This window comes from Pseudomonas sp. PLMAX, assembly GCF_046042685.1.
Taxonomy (GTDB): domain Bacteria; phylum Pseudomonadota; class Gammaproteobacteria; order Pseudomonadales; family Pseudomonadaceae; genus Aquipseudomonas; species Aquipseudomonas putida_AE.
The window spans coordinates 1,118,409-1,135,403 of sequence record NZ_CP064949.1 but is presented as its reverse complement, the minus strand read 5'-3'; the positions used below and the strand labels follow the sequence as shown (position 1 = coordinate 1,135,403).

The window sequence follows — 16,995 nt, the reverse complement described above, 5'->3', positions numbered from 1 at the left end:
CGATCATGGCCGGTCAACAACTGCACGTTCAATCAAGCGGTGACGCATCATGGACAACCCTTTTCAGCTCATTACCGATGCTTTTGCAGCGGATTATCAGATCAACCTGAGCATTCAGGGTCTGGACGGCAGCATCATGCTGACCCTCTCCAACAGTGGCCGCGTAGTAGCCAAACGCATGATCAGTGCCGAGCAACGCAACGATCCCCAACGCCTCAAACGCCTGGTACAAAGCATTCAGTTCGGCATTGCGATCGAACAGGGCCACAGCGCGGTGGCCATCCTCGAAGCCATGACCGATGACGGCACGCGCAGCCTGCCGCCACCCTCTGTAAAAAACCGGCCGCGCCCGTCCATCAGGCTCTAAAGTTCGCCCTTCTCCACTTCCGGATGTTCACCCGAGCCCGCACCCGTCTTACGGTGCGGATGCTCGATCTTCACCGACGGAAATTGCGAGGAGGCATAGCGCACCACCAGGATCGCAAACGCCAGCAGCAGAATACCGCCGCACAGGTAAATGATCCCCAGATCCGGTGGACTGTGATGGGACACGTTGGAAATCAGCAGTCGCGTAAGCGCCGTGATCGCCACGTAGATCAGGAAACGCACCGGCATGTGGTTGGTCTTGAAGTAAATCCCGACCATCGCCCCCAGTTCCAGGTAGATGAACAGGAGCAGGATGTCATCGATCTTGATATCCCCCTTCTCGAGCATCCCGAGAAACTCCATCACCGCGGCCCACGCGGTCACCGCACCAATGGCGAACAGCGCCAGGTAGTGGAAGGTTTCGACGAACAGGTTGCCCAGCGACTCGGCCAGTTCATGCACGTTCTGCCGCAGCTTTTCGGCCCAGTTGATTTTCACGATGATGCTTCCTTAGGTCGACTCGACCGGATAATGCAGGTTGGACGTGACGGTTGTTCTGCATGCAGAAACAAGGCCACGACCATGATGGCGAGTCGCTGTTAACTGCGCTCCGTGGCGTTTGGTCGCAGCTACCCATACCTGAGGCCTGACAAATCCCGAAATCGGCCTACATTGAAAAGCCACTACCCAAACCCCGGGGATTCGCTTATCCTTAGCTGTATATAGATACAGTAGTCGAATCAGACTGACAAATGTGAAGGCATGTGAGGTGGTGAATGGCCGTCGAAGTGGTATACCGCAGCAGCCGAGATCTGGAGCGCTTGTTCATGGATAAAGCCGAAGCTGACCGTCATGACAAAATGCTCGAGCTGGCCGAATTGCTGGCTGAAGTGTTGCAAAAAGCCGTACCGTCCCTGACCGAACAGCAAGTGGAAGAGGCCGGGATCTACATGGCGAAGAACCGCGATGTGTTCGCCAAGGCATTCAAGAGCCAGCCGGACGCCTTGTCCGAACTGCTCACGGCGCCAGCGGAAGCTGCGCCGCAGGTTGAAGTGCCTGAAGTACCTGAAGGGGTTGAAGCTGCCGAACAAACGGCACCGGCCAAGCCTGCCAAGGCTGCAAAAGCAGCGAAGTCAACGTCGTAAAAATCAAAAGATCGCAGCCTTTGTAGGAGCTGCCGCAGGCTGCGATCTTTTTGGTCTTCTTATCGATACAACACTTTCTCCGCCAGCTCATCCGCCACTCGAGCCGGCGAACGTTTTTCCGCCTGGGCATGAGCGAAGACTTCAGTGAGTCGCGAGCTTATTTTCGATAAATGCGCGGTGATGGTTCCCAACTCTTCACCACGATGCTTGAGCGAAACATAGATCAATCCACCGGCGTTGATCACGTAATCCGGCGCATACAGGATGCCCCGCCGTTCCAGCTGATCGGCGACGTCCAGATGGGTCAGTTGGTTGTTCGCCGAACCGGCCACCGCCGAGCAGCGTAGTTGCGTCACGCTGTGGCTGTTAAGCACCCCACCCAGGCCGCACGGCGCCAGAATGTCGCAAGGCGTGCTAAGCAATGCATCGTTGGCTATCGGGTGCGCACCGAGCTGCTCCATCGCCAGTTGGACCTTGCCGTGGTCGATGTCGCTGACCAGCAGCTCGGCACCGGCGGCGTGCAACTGTTCGGCCAGGGCAAAACCGACGTTGCCCAGGCCCTGGATGGCGACGCGCAGGCCTTCGAGATTATCGCTGCCCAGCCGGGCCATCGCCGTGGCGCGAATGCCGGTAAACACGCCCATCGCCGCGTGAGGGGCGGGGTCGCCGGCAGACGTGGTGCTGGTGACGTGTTGGGTCTGTTGGGCGATGCAATCCATGTCCGCCACCGAGGTGCCACTGTCAATGGCGGTGATGTAGCGCCCGTCGAGCTGATTGATACAACGTCCGAAGGCTTCAAAGAGCGCAGCGCGATTGGCCACATGGACGGGGCGAATAATCACCGCCACGCCGCCGCCCTGGGCCAGCCCGGCCAGCGCCGCCTTATAGCTCATGCCTTGGGCAAGGCGCACGGCATCCTCGACCGCAGATTCGTCGCTGGGATAGGCAAGGTATCGACAGCCACCCAGGGCAGGCCCGAGACGGCTGTTATGAATGGCAATGACCGCCTTCAACCCGGTGGCCGGGTCGACGCTCAGATGCAGCGATTCAAGGCGAGTGCTTTGCATGAGAGCGAACATCGTAGGGCTCCCGAATCACTTCTTGTAGACGCCAGTATAGGCTTGCGCCCAAAAATTGCAGAAGCGCACCGGAATAAGCGAGGGCGCCAGACAAGCTTTAGGAAATAACCGCAATTGCGCCTGTGCGGTACTGGACGAAAGGCATAGACCGGTCTAAAACGAGGCATAGCCCGGAGATTGTGATGACGCCGCGCCAATCGTTTTTCGCCTGCTTGCAACGATCACCGCCTGCGCTGTTCGAGGCGGCGCTGTGGATTGCCGTCGAACATGACAACCAGGTGAACCCCGAGTCGGTATTGGCGCACTTCAAGGAGCTGCAACAGCGAATCAGTGGCGGCTTGCCAATGCTGCCGGTGAGCGAGTTGGCGCAACCCCTGCTCAGGCGCATGGTCGAGTTGGGGTTCGCCCAGGACGACTTCGCGCCCTTGCGACCGCAAGTGGCCTTGCTCGATAAAGTCCTGGAGCGTCGCCGCGGGCAACCGCTGGCCCTGGGGCTGATCGCCCTGGAACTGGCCCGAGGCCTGGAGATTCCCCTGGTCGGCGTCAACTTCCCCGGGCATTTCCTGCTGCGGGTGCCAGGCGCCGATCATCTGCTCGACCCCTGCGGCGGCCGGCGCCTGTACCCCAATGATTGCCGGGAACTGCTGCACCGCCAGTACGGCCCGAACCTGAAACTCAACGCTGAGCACCTGCTCACCGCCGACCCCGCGCAAATGCTCCAGCGCCTGTCACGTAATTTGCGCCAGCTGCACCTTTCCCACGACGATTACATTGGCGCGCTGGTCGACGCCGAACGCGTGCTGGAACTGGGCAACGCCAGCGCCTCCGACTACCTGGCCCGGGCAAGCCTCTACCAACGGCTGGACTGCCCGAATGCCGAGCGCTTCGACCTGGAACATGCGCTGTTGCTCAGCGACGACCCGATCCAGCGGATTCGCCTGACTGAGCGGCTGGGGCACCTGCCGCCCAATTCCATCGTTCATTGAACCTGCGGGTGTACCCGGCGCTGCGGTGTACCTGTCATACCGCGTCATCGTTCTTCGCCGGCAAGCCGGGCTCCTACAGGTACATGCGAGGCTTTATGGGGTGTCTGGCTGGTTAGCCGGATGCGCCTTGATGAACGCCGGATGCGCCGCCGCCAACCCCGCCACTCGACGAATCCGTGGATACGCCTCAAGGGCGATGTTGAAGCGCTCAGCCGCGTACAGCTGCGGGATCAGGTAGACATCCGCCAGACCTGGCTCAGGCCCGAAGCAGTAACCCTCCTCCCCAATCAATTGTTCCACGGTCGCGAGGCCTTGAGTGATCCAGTGCCCGATCCACTCCACCACCTGCGGTTCTTCGTGACCCAATTGGCGCAGCCGGTTGAGCACGCTGACGTTGTGCAGCGGATGCACATCGCAGCCAATCACCGCCGCCACGCCACGCTCACGGGCGCGGGCCGCGAGGTCCGTGGACAGCAGCGGCACCTGTGGATAACGTTCCTCCAGGTACTCGATGATCGCCGGTGACTGGATCAGCAGGTCGCCTTCATCGGTGCGCAAGGCCGGCACTCGGCCTTGGGGATTGATGGCCAGATACGGCGGCTGCCGATGTTCGCCACCTGGCGGCGCGATCAGGTTGACCGGAAGGGCCTGGTAATCCAGGCCCTTCAACGCCAACGCAATCCGCACCCGATAGGACGAAGTCGAGCGGTAGTAGGTAAAGAGCTCCATGACCCGATCCTCTTAACGCGCCGACACGACTGTGCCACGACATTCGCCGAAACCGATGGAGGCAAAACCTTCGCGGCTGCAACGGCCACGCAAGATGATTTCGTCGCCGTCTTCAAGGAATTTGCGCACCTCGCCCGAGGCCAGTTCGATCGGTTTTTTACCGCCCTCGGTAATCTCCAGCAAGCTGCCGAACTGACCGTTTTCCGGCCCGGACAAGGTGCCCGAACCGAACAGGTCACCGGCCTGCAACTGGCAGCCGTTGACGCTGTGGTGCGCGACCATTTGCGCTACGGTCCAGTACATGTGTTTGGAGTTGCTCAGGGTCAGGCGATGGGCAGGCAGGTTCTGTTCGCGCATGGCTTCGGTCAGCAACAGCACTTCCAGCTCGATGTCAAAAGCGCCGGCGGCTTGGTCGCGCTGGTCGAACAAGTACGGCAGCGGCTGCGGATCGCCTTCCGGGCGTGCAGGCTGGGCACGGCGGAACGGCTCCAGCGCTTCGGCGGTGACGACCCAGGGTGAAATGCTGGTGATGAAGCTCTTCGACAGGAACGGCCCCAGCGGCTGGTATTCCCAAGCCTGGATGTCGCGTGCCGACCAGTCGTTGAGCAGGCAGAAACCGGCGATGTGATCGGCGGCATCACCAATGGCGATGGAGTCGCCCATGTCGTTGCCCTGGCCGATCCAGATGCCCAGCTCCAGTTCATAGTCCAGGCGCGCGCACGGGCCGAAGGTCGGCTCGGTCTGGCCGGCCGGCAGCGTCTGGCCTTTCGGACGGCGAACGTCGGTGCCCGACGGGCGAATGGTCGAGGCGCGGCCGTGGTAGCCGATGGGCACGTACTTGTAGTTCGGCAGCAACGGGTTGTCCGGGCGGAACAGTTTGCCGACGTTCTGCGCGTGCTCGATGCCGACGTAGAAGTCGGTGTAGTCGTTGATTTTCGCCGGCAGGTGCATGTCGCAATCCGCGGCCAGAGGCAGCAGTTTTGCGCCCTGGGCTTCGATCTTGCCGTGCAGGGTGCTGCCGTCCTTGAGCAGTTCGATCAAGCGTTCACGCAAGGCCACGCGAGCCTCGCGGCCCAGCTCGAAGAACGCATTCAACTGGCCGCCACGGGTGGCTTCGACCGCAACTTTTGCAGCGCCTTCGAACAGACCGGCCTCAAGTGCCGCTTGCAGATCGAAGATATGGTCGCCGATGGCCACGCCACTGCGCGGCGCCGAACCTTTCACGCTGAACACGCCCAGCGGCAGGTTCTGCAGCGGGAAATCCGCATGATCGTTGGCCGAAGCAACCCAGCTGCGAGTGATGGAAGTTTGCGTCATGGGCTATCTCCGGGTCGGGTCGAAAGTGGCGGGCAGCGTGGCCCAGCAAGCATCGTAGTTGGTTTGCAGTTGCGGGCAATCGAGGGCATGGCGGCTCGGGCGCAACACCTGGCTGGTCTCGAACATGAAGGCCATGGTGTTGTCGATTTTCGCCGGTTTGAGGTCGGCGTTGACCGCCTTGGTGCAGGTCTCGCCGTCAGGCCCGTGGGCGCTCATGCAGCTGTGCAGCGACGCGCCGCCGGGCACGAAACCTTCGGCCTTGGCATCGTACTCGCCCTGGATCAGCCCCATGAACTCGTTCATCAGGTTGCGGTGGAACCACGGTGGACGGAAGGTGTTCTCGGCCACCATCCAGCGCGGCGGAAAGATCACGAAGTCGAGGTTGGCCAGGCCGTGGACGCTGGTCGGCGAGGTCAGCACCGTGAAGATCGACGGGTCCGGGTGATCGAAGCTGACCGTGCCGATGGTATTGAAACGGCGCAGGTCATATTTGTACGGCACGTTGTTACCGTGCCAGGCAACCACGTTCAACGGCGAGTGATTGAGCTCGCAAGCCCACAACTGACCGAGGAATTTCTGCACCAGGGTCGTGGGTTGTTGCAGGTTTTCGTAGGCCGCCACCGGGGTCAGGAAGTCCCGCGAATTGGCCAGGCCGTTGCTGCCGATCGGCCCCAGGTCCGGCAGGCGCAATGGCGCGCCGTGGTTCTCGGCGATGTAGCCGCGCGCTTGCGGGTCGAGCAGTTCGACACGGAATTTCAGCCCGCGAGGCAATACGGCAATTTCCAGCGGCGCCACTTCCAGCACGCCCAGTTCGGTGGCGATGCGCAGACGGCCCTGTTGCGGCACCAGCAGCAGCTCGCCGTCGGCGTTGAAGAACACGCGCTCCATGGAGCGGTTGGCGCAGTACTGGTAGATGCTGATCCCCGCCGGTTTATCCGCGCCAGAGTTGGCCGCCATGCTCACCAGGCCGTCGATGAAATCGGTCGGCTCGTCGGGCATATCCAGCGCGTTCCAGCGCAGGCGATTGGGCGTCACTTCGCCCAATGGGCCGCCGGCCAGTTGCCGATCGAGCTTGGCGAATGCCGGGTGATTGGCCGAAGGCTGAATGCGGTACATCCAGGTCCGCCGCGCTTCGCTGCGGGCCATGGTGAAGGCGGTGCCGGAGAACAGTTCGGTGTAGAGACCGTACGGCGCTTTTTGCGGGGAGTTCTGGCCGACGGGCAGTGCGCCGGGCAATGCCTCACTGCTGAATTCGTTGCCAAAGCCTGACTGATAGGCCAGCGCCTGGACGTTTGAATCGGAGTTCATGGAGCCTCCTGAACAGGGAGTCGGCAATGGCCCTTCACGCTATGACAGCGATCATGGCACGCCGGGGTTGTTTTTATCGTAATCTAATTACGCATAACGTAATTTGATTGGTATTGACCGTCAAGCTATAAAGACGCCCATTCGTCCCGGGATCCCTCCATGGAAAAGCCTGAAAGCAACGGTAAACAGAAAGTCCGCTCCGCCGAGGTGGGTACCGACATCCTCAAGGCGCTCGCCGAGCTGTCGCCCTCGACTTCGCTGTCGCGCCTGGCCGAGCACGTGCAAATGCCGGCGAGCAAGGTTCATCGCTATCTGCAGGCGCTGATCGCCAGTGGTTTTGCCGAACAGAATGCCGCGACCAACCATTACGGGCTCGGCCGCGAAGCCTTGCGCGTCGGTTTGGCGGCACTCAACAGTATGGACGTGCTGAAAGTCGCTGCCCTGCCATTGGCCGAACTGCGCGACGACTTGAACGAAACCTGCTTTGTCGCGGTGTGGGGCAACCAGGGCGCGACCGTGGTGCATATCGAACCGGCGGTGCGCGCGGTGACGGTGGTGACCCAATTGGGCTCGGTATTGCCGTTGCTCAGTTCATCGACCGGCCTGGTCTTCGGCGCCTACCTGCCCAAGCGCGAAACCGTCGAGTTGCGCGAGCAGGAACTGCAATCCGTCAGCGCCCATCCCCTCGGCGATGATCAGGCCTATGAAACGCTCTGCGGGCAGATCCGCGACCGCGGCTTGCATCACGTGCACGGCTTGTTGATGCCCGGGGTCGATGCCCTGTCCGCGCCAGTGTTCAACGCCGTCGGGCAGGTGGCTGCCGTGATGACCATTGTCGGCCCGGCCTCGTTGTTCCATGCCGACGAAAACGGCCCGGCGGCCCAGCGCTTGCTGGCGGCGACCCGGGCCGTCAGTTGGCGGATGGGGTATGAACCGTCCACCGTCATCGGCTAGCCGGATTACATCAAGATCGTTCGCTCGCTGGAATCAGGCTCGGCGAGCGACTGCTTCATCAGTTCGCTGACAACGGCCAGATCCACCGTTGTGCCGGTGCACGCAGAGATTGCCCCCATGCAGGTATTAACATTCCCGAGCTGTTTGGCAATGGCCTTCTGCGCCACCGAGAACCCCAATTTGCCGATGCGCATGGTGGCCAGTTCCATCATGCAATCGAGGTAACTTGAGAACAACTTCTCGTAGTCCCCTTCCTGATACGCCTTAGCCCCCTCAAATACCGCTTTCGTCATCACGACTGCACTCAATGCGAGTCCGATGGGTGCAAAAGGAATGCTGGCAATGGCGACCGCCGCGACGGCAGTATCGTAGATCAGCTTGCCGACGATCTCCCCAAGGCTGGTAGTCTTGGCATCAACGTCGTCAATGATTTGAGCGATTGCATCGGTGTAGCAACGGGAGAAATCGCGGACTCGACTATCGAACTGCAAATGAGGGATGTCCTCGATGCTGCTGCGCTTCACTTTCTCGAGGTATGCACCGACGACTTTCTGCTGCGTGTACTTGACTCGCTTGCTGTAATAACTGCCAAGGCCCGCCGTTTTTACCGATTTGGCAAACTCGGCCAAGGGTCTGAACGATCTGCAATCCGGTGCATAGGGGGTATACAGCAGATCCTCGGCGACGCCATTGCGCATGATGCGGAAAATATAAACGCCGTCGACCTGGCGATCTTGCAGATAAAACGTGTAGACACCCTCGCGTTGAGGGGAATCAGGATCTTCAGAATCAGGGCTTGCGCCAGGTTCCGCTTCGCGCAGCTGATCAATGAGCCGTTCGAGCTGCTCAAATTGTTGGCGTTCAAGATGACCACTGAACAATTCTTCCAATGCTGATCGATGCATTTCATGTCGCCGCAGATCCAGGAAGACGTCGCGCTTCAAGGCATAACCCGGGGCGCCCTGATCCAGATAGTCGCGCCTCAACATGGCGATGTACTGCTCACCTGGGCGCAACGTTCTTGACCAGCCCGGCAAATACTCGATCAGCAGGTCGGAAACAGGCGGATGACCGGGAGATAGACGAATGGACGGGTAGATTCCGGGGTTGTGGGCCGGACCACTGGCTTCGGTAATGTGATGTTCCTCGATGATCATCCGGGACAAGGTCATCTCTTTCGAGGCATCAAGCCTTACCACAATCAGGTCAGGATCGATGTCGACTGTTTCGCCGTTTTGCGCCAGGACCTCCTCTGCACACTTCTTGATCAGCCCATAGGCGAATTCCTCGTAACTGATCAGCGCTGCCTCGCGGCTTGCAAGTCGGGTTAAACCTTTGAGCTCGGTGTTCAGCCGGGCATAACATTGGCGCTGGGCTGCGGTAGCCGAGCGATAGCCTGCGGGCACTACCGCGTCCATTTCTCCCTGCAGCCAATCGACATGCTGCATAACTGCCTTGTGCAATGCACCCTCTGCACTATTCGACCAAGGGCTGCGCTGGATGCCACGCCACTGAGTCGGCAGGTCTTGTACGAGTCTCATGTACGCGTCGATGCTGGCGCGTTCACTGGCGAAGGTCTGGCGGCTCAGGTAACTGCGCCCTTCGGCTTGAGCGATCCAGTCAGCCAGATGGAAAGTCAACTGCCTGAAGCTCGGGAACTCATACCAGCTCCGGCCACCCGGACCCTGCGGAGCATAAAGTACACAAGGGCCTTCTTCACCCTGTGGCCCGCAATAGACAATCATCCCCTCGAAACCGCTTTTCGAATCAACGATCGAGAGTGCTCCCATTGAATATTGCTCGTCACCCTGCGTGGCAATAGCGACGATTTTCAGGCTATCGTCATTAATTTGTCTCTGCAGCTTCGCACTGAACGAGCTCAGGGCTATACGACAACCCAAAAGAAGCTGTAGGACCTGAAGCACGGCTTCATCCGCGTATTTCTTTTCGAATTTTTCCGCATAGAGCTTGCGCATGCTTGCGTCGAGCATCAGCTCCAGAAGATCTTCCTCATCCATGCCGGACGGCAGCGCCTCCCCTTCCAGTTTGATCTCCAGCGGGATTGCGGTGGATCCGTACAATCCGTTGAGCATGAATTCGGGAAGCGTTACGCGATTGCCCTGCACGACCTTTTGCTTGCCGACAAAGAATGTGTGGCGAGCGTTGACGAAAACATGTTCCGGCTCGAGAACTTCACCGGTGAGAATCCGTACAACTTCCTGCGCATAAAATCGGGCGAACGCCTTGAAGGATTTTGTTTCCCCCAGCAGTTTGTCCAGCGCCTGTTCACTTTCTGTCAGGGACTGCTCGGCATCAAAGTAGTATTGGCGATCCTCCTCACTTGCACGCTGCAGCCAATCCGGCAGCTGTTGTGTTTGCCTGGTCGGGCGTAACACTTCTTCTTGAAGCCTGTACTTGGCCTCATTGGTTAATCCATTAATATTCATGCACTGTCCTTTTTGCATCCATCATTATGCAGATTGTTACTGCGAACTCCCCAATCCTGTTCAAAAACTCAAACTGAATGACTGTCACTACCGGGGTGATTCAAATTTTATAAACACTCCAGCCAGCGAAGTACACCCCGAAACTTGTGTGCATTCATGAACAGACAAAGTACCTGCCAATTCAAACATCAAGTAACAATACCCAATTCTTTCGCCCTGGCCACGGCTTGCGTCCGGCGCTCCACACCCAACTTGCCGTTGATGCGTCGCGCGTGGGTCTTGACCGTATGCAAGGAAATGAACAACAGATCGGCAATCTGTTGATTGGAGTTGCCCTGCGCCACTAGCCGCAGAACCTGTATTTCACGTTGGCTCAAGCGGTTCTGGTCCGCACCCGGCGCCTGGGGATCATCGCGCGACTCGGTCAGGCCAATGGCTTGCGGCAGCTGCGCCTGGCGCAACTGCAGATCGCGCAGGGCCTGTTGCAGGTTGCACCGCTCGACCAGTGCCAGTCCTTGCGCCAGTGCTTGCCGGGCAGCGTCCGCATCGCCTGCAAGCCAGGCGACTTCAGCCAGCGCCAGATGCAATTGCCCTTGCAGCGCCGTCATCCCCCGCTGCCTGGCCCGTTGCAGTTGCCCTTCAAGCCGCTCCAGGGGCGTTTGCGCCTGCCCCAGGTAAACCTCGGTCAGGACCAGCAGGAATTCCAGGCCGTCAATCAGCTCCAGCGTGGCCGGAGGGGCCTGGCGTGCACAGGGGCCATGATAGTGACGCAACACCCGGGTCAGGGCCTGGTACGCCAGTTGCGGTCGCCCTTGTTGCAACCAGAAATGGATACTGGTGTGCAGCAAGACTCCGCGATACACGGTCTCGGGAATCCGCCGTTGCTGCATCAGCCGTTCGGCGTCGCGCAGCTGGTCGAATGCCTGGGCGTAATCGAGGCGATTCGCCGCCAGCTGGGCCAACCCGAGGAAGCCATACAGCGCGCGTTTGTCCTGGCTGCGCAAGCAGATCTGCAGACCGGTCTCGAAGTACATGGCCGCCTGTTGCTCGCGGCCCAGGCTCAGGTTCAAGCGGCCGCGACGCAGGGCGATCCGCCCCAACAAGGGTCCGGCATTGCCATGCTGGCTGCAGAGCAGGCCGTGCATGTGGGCGAGCAGGTCATCGGCCCTGCCGGACGCTCCGCGCTGCTCGAGCAATTGCGCGTGATCGAGCTCCAGCAAGCCTTCGAATACCAGTGAGCCGTGCGCCCGGGCGAGACACAACGCCTCCCGGCTGAGCGCCTGTGCGACGTCGAGTTCGCCCCGCAGCAAGGCCTGTTGGGTCAACCCGGACAGGCACATCAGCCGGGCAGGCCAACATTCGGGGTCGAGCTCGTCGAGCGCCTCGAGCAAGTGCGCCCGGGACGCATCCATGCGCCCCAACAAATGCAGGAGCCAACCCTGTTGAGCCTGCCAGCGTGCGATCAATTGCCGTTGCAGAAATGCCGACGGCTGGGGGCTGAATCGCGACAATTGTTCGATGCACTCGGCGGCCTGCTCGAAGCGCCCGGCGAACAACAAGGCCGCGGTGATCAAGCCGACCAGTTGCGGCGAGCCAAACAGCAACTCCTCGCCGCGTTGCTCGTGCAAACGCAGGAGCAAAACGACGGTCTGCTCTTCGAACAACTGCTCGAAACCGAAATGCTGCAACAGGCTGACGGCGACCTCGAACTCCTGCGCCAGCAAGGCCTGTTCAAACGCGGCCTTCCAGTCCTGTTCGGCGACGAACCACTGGCAGGCACGACGATGCCAGAAGCGTGCGGCCGGCCATTGTTCATCGCGCATCAAACGGCTCAGGGGAGCGAAGACCTGCAACCAGTCTGTGGAGTCTTGCCAGGGCTCGATGAAACAGCCCCGCTCCTGCAACGCACTCAGGTATTGCGCGCCCTCGCCAGCGCCGAACAGGTGATCGCTGAGCCGAGCGTTGAACCGTGGCAACTGCGCCAGCACCCGCCAGGCCTCGGCAAGCTCCGGCGCCAGATGGGCGAAGAGCTCATGCTCCAGGTAGTCGTGCAGGGTATCCGGTCGACCGTTTGGGGTGTCGTAGCGGGTCCAGTCGCATTTTTGCAGCAGCGCTATCCGCACCCCGGCGCACCAGCCACCACTGTTCCTGAAAATTCTCTCGGCACCTTTCGCGGCCAGGGCCGGCTCCAGGTGATGCAAGAGTTTTTCGATTTCATCCTGATTGAACGCCAGTGCGGCAGGCTCGGCATCGTACAGCTCGTCACCGAGCAGCAGCCGTGGCCAGTTGCATTGCGCACGTCGCCGCCCACTCAACCACCAGGTGATCATCGGGCTGCTGCCGGCCAGCAAGCGATCGAGCAACAGGTCCAGCGCCGGGTGAGGAACACGACAGTAGTCATCGATAAACAGCCAGGTTGCGGTCGGTAATCGAGCCAGGTACTCCAACAATACCGACTCATCCGCCGTTGCCAGTCCCAGCGCCTGCGCCAGGCGCTGGCAAAAGCCATCGACACTGAGCGCCTCCCCCGCCATTGGCAGCCAGCGGACCTGGCAGGTTGCAGGCGCATTGAGCATGCACTCGACGAGCAGCGCACTCTTGCCACTGCCGGCCGGCGCGCAGAGCAATTTCACCCGCGCCGTCGAGGCCAGCAACGGCTCGACCAGGCGCGCGCGATACAAGTGATGTGGAGACAATCGGGGCAGGTGTCCAGGACGGTCCAGACACGTCGTCATGGCAGTCATAGTGGTGCGCCTTTTTATTTTTGTGGCGCCACCCTAGCCCCCTGTCGAGCGCTTATTGAAGAAGTATTCAACACACTTATCGAGCCCTATAAAAAAGGTGACCACGAGGTCACCTTTTTGTGCAAACGCTGTAGGAAATCTACCTCACACCTGTACTCCGCAATGCTGCAGGCGTGTAGTCCCCGGCTTTGGCGGCGATGTTGAATTCGAAGCTGCGCTTCTCCTCGTTCTTCATCCCCAGGGCGATGTAACGACCGGCAATCAGGTCGTACAGCGCTTCAACGGTGTAGGCCGGGACCTGATGATCGTAGTAGAACTGCGCGTGCCCTTCAGCCACCCGCCAGAGCTGGCCACGACCGTCGTAATGATCGGCCAGGGCCACCTGCCAGGTGTCTTCGTCGATGTACATGTGACGCTTGGCATACACATGCCGCTCATTGGGCTTGACCGTGGCAACCACCTCCCAGACCCGATGCAGCTCATAGCGGGTCAGGTCCTGGTTGATGTGCCCGGCCTTGATCACATCGGTGTACTTGAGGTTAGGCGAGTCGAGCTTGTAGCTGTTGTAGGGGATGTACATTTCCTTCTTGCCGATCAGCTTCCAGTCATAGCGATCCGGCGCTCCGGAAAACATGTCGAAGTTGTCCGTGGTGCGCAACCCGTCGGACGAGGTGCCCACGCCGTCATAGGCCACTTGCGGTGCCCGGCGCACACGGCGCTGACCGGCGTTGTAGATCCAGGCCTTGCGGGGTTCCTGGACTTGGTCGAGGGTTTCGTGGACCAGCAGCACGTTGCCCGCCAGGCGCGCCGGCGCGGTGACTTCCTGCTTGAAATAGTTGAGGACGTTTTCATCGCTGCCTGGCTTCAGGTCTCCCAGCAGTGACGGCACCGCCACTTCGTCCTTGAAGCGGATGACCGTGAAATCGCCATTGGACTGGGGCGTGGCCTGGGTGATGGTGCGACGCAGGTTGCCGCCGTGATAACGGGTGATGTGGTTCCAGATCACCTCGACCCCGTTCTTCGGAATCGGAAAGGCGTAGTAGCGATTGCCGGTGAAATTGGCCAGGCCGTTGCCGTCATTGGTCGGCGTTACATTCAGTGCGCTGCGCTTGGCCGCCTCGTAAACCTCCGGCGGCAGTGCCGCCGTGCGATGGCTCGGATAGACCGGTATTTTGTAGGTCTCGGGGTAGCGCTTGAACATTGCGACCTGGCCATCGGACAGCTTGTCCTTGTACTGGTCGACGTTCGCGGCGGTGATGATGAACAAGGGTTTTTCATTGGCGAACGGATCGGCCAAAAAGCCCTTGCTGTCCACCGCACCCGCATTCTTGGGAATACCACCGGTCCAGGCTGGAATCGTACCGGCGGCATTGCCGGCCTTCTCGGCGCCCAGGGGCGTGAGGCTGGTGCCGAGCTTGTTGGCTTCTTCGGCCGATACCGCCGCCATCACGTTGACGGCCAGCAGGCTCAGGGCCAGGGCGGTGCCCAATTGCAGAATCATCTTGCGCATTGAATTCATCCTTTTTCAGCCAGGTCAGAAGTTCACGCCAAAGCTCAACGCGACGAAATCGCGGTCTTCGAGCACGTTGTAGTCACCGCCGAAGAAGTCGGTGTAACTGAGGCTTGCGGTGTAGGTGTTGCGGTAGTCCGCATCGACGCCGAGGCTGACCGCCTTGGCCCCTTCATTGAACAGCCCGTTGGGGCCGTAGCCGGCGACGTCGTGGGACCACGACAGGTTGGGACGGAAATTGATCCCGGCGATGACGTTGTTGTAATCGAGGATGGCGCGGGCGCGATAACCCCAGGAGGTCGACGTGACGAAACCATCGGTGTCACCGCCGAAGCCGTATTGGCCGTACACCGAGTCGCGGCCGTAGCGCAACTTGCTGCGCGCCTCCAGGCCACCGACCCGGACCACGGCCGCTTCACCCACCAGGGTCAGGCGATCCGCACCCGCGACCTGGTCGACGAAGTGCGTCAGGGTGCTCTGGACCTGGGTCACTTCCTTGCGCCGGTAGCCTTTGTTGTCGGCACCCGGTGAAGTCTGGATCGGCGACGCGGCGCCACCGGCAATCGGGTTGAGCATCGCCAGGGTCAGGTCGGTGCTGTTGATCTGCACCGGCAGGTTGGGGCGATAGCTGATCTCGCCGGTCCACGCCGTGCCGGTGGGCAAGGTGGTGGAGAAGCTCGCGCCATACAGGCGAATGTCTTCCGGGTATTCAAGGTAATACTGGCCGCGACCGAGCATTACGCTTTGCGCCAGGCCTGAGCCGCTACCGGGAGCGATACGGTTGGCGGCCGCGACAATTCCGGGAATGCTCGCCAGTGTGGACAGGCCGGCCGTCGTGGTACCGACGTTGGGCGTACGACTGTGGTAGTTCATGAAATACAGACCGTACTCGGTGTCATCCCCCAGCCAGCGCAGCGCAGTACCCCACTGCCCGGAATCCCGGGCATCGCGGTCTTGACCACGAGGAACGACCACGCCTTCGCGGGTGACCTCGAAACCCTGGCCAAACGCAGCGGCAATCGGCTGCAGTGGCGCAATGGCCGGGCTGGCCACGGTGTAGCCCTTGTCACACCCATCGGCCACCACGTCGGTGCCGAAGAAGGTGCCGCAGTTATCGACGACGGTCTGGTCCCACTCCAGCTGATAGAAGCCTTCCACCGTCAACTTGTCCGTCAGGCCCTGGGAGGCGAACAGCATGTTGACCGGAATCAGGCCCTCCTTGATCTCGGCACCGGGACGGCGGAAAGCCGAGACGTCGACCGGATTGATGCTGTTGATCGAGTTGCCGATGAAGGTGCTTTCGCCCCAACTGACCACCTGCTTGCCGGCGCGCACCGTGCCTGGCAGATCGGCGATGGAATAGTTGTGATAGACGAAGGCGTCGAGGATCTGCCCGCCGGACGACTTGGCACCCTCCTTGCGATTGTGATCGCTGATCGGCTTGAACGGCCGGTCTTCGTCCTTCAATTCGAAGTCGTACCAGTACTTTCCACGGACGAACACACCGGTGTCGCCGTACTTGAGTTCAAGGTCGTGAATACCCTTGAAGATCTTCGAGAAAGTTTCACCCTTGCTGAAATTCTGCCGCCCGTCATCACCCGTCGACGCCTGCCCGCTGCCACCGTTGACGATGCCGACCAGGGCATCATCGGCATCGCGCATGCCCCAGCTCGCACCGACCGACAGCGAAGAGTCGAACGTGCCCTCGATTTCGCCAATGTTGAATGAAAGCGCCTGCGCCTGGGCACAGCACCCCAAGGCCACCGCAACGGCCAGCGCCTGCGGTGTGAAGATGGCGCGCATTGTTGTTTTTGTCATGCGTCTTCCCCGGTGAGTGACAGAAGGCCACACCCTACTGCCGAGCGCCGGGAGCGATAAGCGCACCAAGGAGGTATTCGTGGTGTCGCTCGAAAGGATGAATGGCTGCGTGGCACGGGGGGATTGCGCGGGGCATAGACACACTGGATGTGAAGGCATCATTCAGAAACATGGTCTACGCTGCTGGCAGGCAGGACTGTTGCACCAACCGTAACGGTGCATCTTCGCGATCGCTATTTTTCCTTGGCAGGCAAAGACTTATTCTTGCCCTGCGCTTTCGGGAAAGCAGCCGCAAAGCGCCCTCGCGGTTCGCGACAGATTTCAGATGATTTGATCGTATCGAGTCATCACCCCGTGTACATCGACGTTGATTTGTAGCTCCTGGATCCAACGTCTTCTTTGGCCGCTGCGTTTGCAGCGGCCTTTTTTATGGGCGGTGGTTTGTGCGGAATTTCCCAACCACTAAATTTAAAACGTACGTCCTACAAGAATTTCCTATAACACTATAAGAAATAGCTTTCCACACAGAAAGATCATCCAGCATATATTCCTGCCGGATCGAAACCTCTCTCAATTTCCTCTGTAAAAGCCT

12 protein-coding genes and 1 pseudogene are annotated in these 16,995 nt (G+C 60.2%); 4 read left to right on the top strand and 9 right to left on the bottom strand.

Going from position 1 to position 16,995, the window contains the following annotated elements; all coding sequences use genetic code 11:
* The first annotated feature begins 49 nt into the window (after window positions 1–49).
* Window positions 50–367: a DUF3509 domain-containing protein gene (locus DKB71_RS05060; RefSeq protein WP_274073965.1), complete on the top strand. Its 318-nt coding sequence runs from the start codon at window positions 50–52 to the stop codon at window positions 365–367.
* Here the strand turns inward: DKB71_RS05060 and DKB71_RS05055 are convergent.
* Window positions 364–864: a phosphate-starvation-inducible protein PsiE gene (locus DKB71_RS05055; protein ID WP_274073966.1), complete on the bottom strand. Its 501-nt coding sequence runs from the start codon at window positions 862–864 to the stop codon at window positions 364–366. The genes DKB71_RS05060 and DKB71_RS05055 overlap by 4 nt on opposite strands.
* A 278-nt stretch (window positions 865–1,142) precedes the next feature.
* Here DKB71_RS05055 and DKB71_RS05050 point away from each other — a divergent pair.
* A pseudogene (locus DKB71_RS05050) lies at window positions 1,143–1,382 on the top strand (YebG family protein); the annotation flags it as partial.
* A gap of 188 nt (window positions 1,383–1,570) precedes the next feature.
* On the opposite strand, the gene DKB71_RS05045 reads toward DKB71_RS05050, so the two are convergent.
* Window positions 1,571–2,590, bottom strand: a complete 1,020-nt coding sequence (locus DKB71_RS05045; RefSeq protein ID WP_008054432.1) for a Glu/Leu/Phe/Val dehydrogenase dimerization domain-containing protein — start codon at window positions 2,588–2,590, stop codon at window positions 1,571–1,573.
* Between the two features lie 182 nt (window positions 2,591–2,772).
* On the opposite strand from DKB71_RS05045, the gene DKB71_RS05040 reads away from it, so the two are divergent.
* Complete coding sequence (locus tag DKB71_RS05040; protein ID WP_274073967.1) at window positions 2,773–3,576, top strand: SirB1 family protein; 804 nt, start codon at window positions 2,773–2,775, stop codon at window positions 3,574–3,576.
* A 93-nt stretch (window positions 3,577–3,669) separates the two neighbouring features.
* Here the strand turns inward: DKB71_RS05040 and maiA are convergent, their stop codons facing one another.
* The 3 genes from maiA to hmgA are packed head-to-tail and all read right to left on the bottom strand — an operon-like array spanning window position 3,670 to window position 6,930.
* Window positions 3,670–4,305, bottom strand: a complete 636-nt coding sequence (gene maiA / locus DKB71_RS05035) for a maleylacetoacetate isomerase (protein ID WP_323605595.1) — start codon at window positions 4,303–4,305, stop codon at window positions 3,670–3,672.
* Window positions 4,306–4,317: 12 nt separating this feature from the next.
* Window positions 4,318–5,622: a fumarylacetoacetase gene (gene fahA, locus DKB71_RS05030; RefSeq protein WP_406592230.1), complete on the bottom strand. Its 1,305-nt coding sequence runs from the start codon at window positions 5,620–5,622 to the stop codon at window positions 4,318–4,320.
* Between the two features lie 3 nt (window positions 5,623–5,625).
* The gene (hmgA, locus tag DKB71_RS05025) at window positions 5,626–6,930 is read right to left on the bottom strand and encodes a homogentisate 1,2-dioxygenase (RefSeq protein WP_274073970.1); all 1,305 of its coding nucleotides are present in this window, start codon (window positions 6,928–6,930) and stop codon (window positions 5,626–5,628) included.
* Between the two features lie 159 nt (window positions 6,931–7,089).
* Between hmgA and DKB71_RS05020 the strand changes: the two genes are divergently transcribed.
* Window positions 7,090–7,884 (top strand): IclR family transcriptional regulator, encoded by a 795-nt coding sequence (locus DKB71_RS05020; RefSeq protein ID WP_274073971.1) that lies wholly within the window; start codon window positions 7,090–7,092, stop codon window positions 7,882–7,884.
* Between the two features lie 5 nt (window positions 7,885–7,889).
* Here the strand turns inward: DKB71_RS05020 and DKB71_RS05015 are convergent, their stop codons facing one another.
* The 4 genes from DKB71_RS05015 to DKB71_RS05000 form a co-directional block, all read right to left on the bottom strand.
* A complete protein-coding gene (locus tag DKB71_RS05015) occupies window positions 7,890–10,331 on the bottom strand; it encodes a dermonecrotic toxin domain-containing protein (RefSeq protein ID WP_408599771.1) in 2,442 nt (813 codons plus the stop codon).
* 188 nt (window positions 10,332–10,519) lie between these two features.
* Window positions 10,520–13,075 carry a LuxR C-terminal-related transcriptional regulator gene (locus DKB71_RS05010; protein WP_408599770.1) on the bottom strand — a complete coding sequence of 852 codons (2,556 nt, stop codon included), beginning with the start codon at window positions 13,073–13,075 and terminating at the stop codon, window positions 10,520–10,522.
* Window positions 13,076–13,214: 139 nt separating this feature from the next.
* Window positions 13,215–14,585, bottom strand: coding sequence for a DUF1329 domain-containing protein (locus tag DKB71_RS05005; RefSeq protein ID WP_274073974.1), 1,371 nt, complete (start codon window positions 14,583–14,585; stop codon window positions 13,215–13,217).
* A gap of 24 nt (window positions 14,586–14,609) precedes the next feature.
* Window positions 14,610–16,403 (bottom strand): DUF1302 domain-containing protein, encoded by a 1,794-nt coding sequence (locus DKB71_RS05000; RefSeq protein ID WP_408599769.1) that lies wholly within the window; start codon window positions 16,401–16,403, stop codon window positions 14,610–14,612.
* Window positions 16,404–16,995 lie beyond the last annotated feature (592 nt).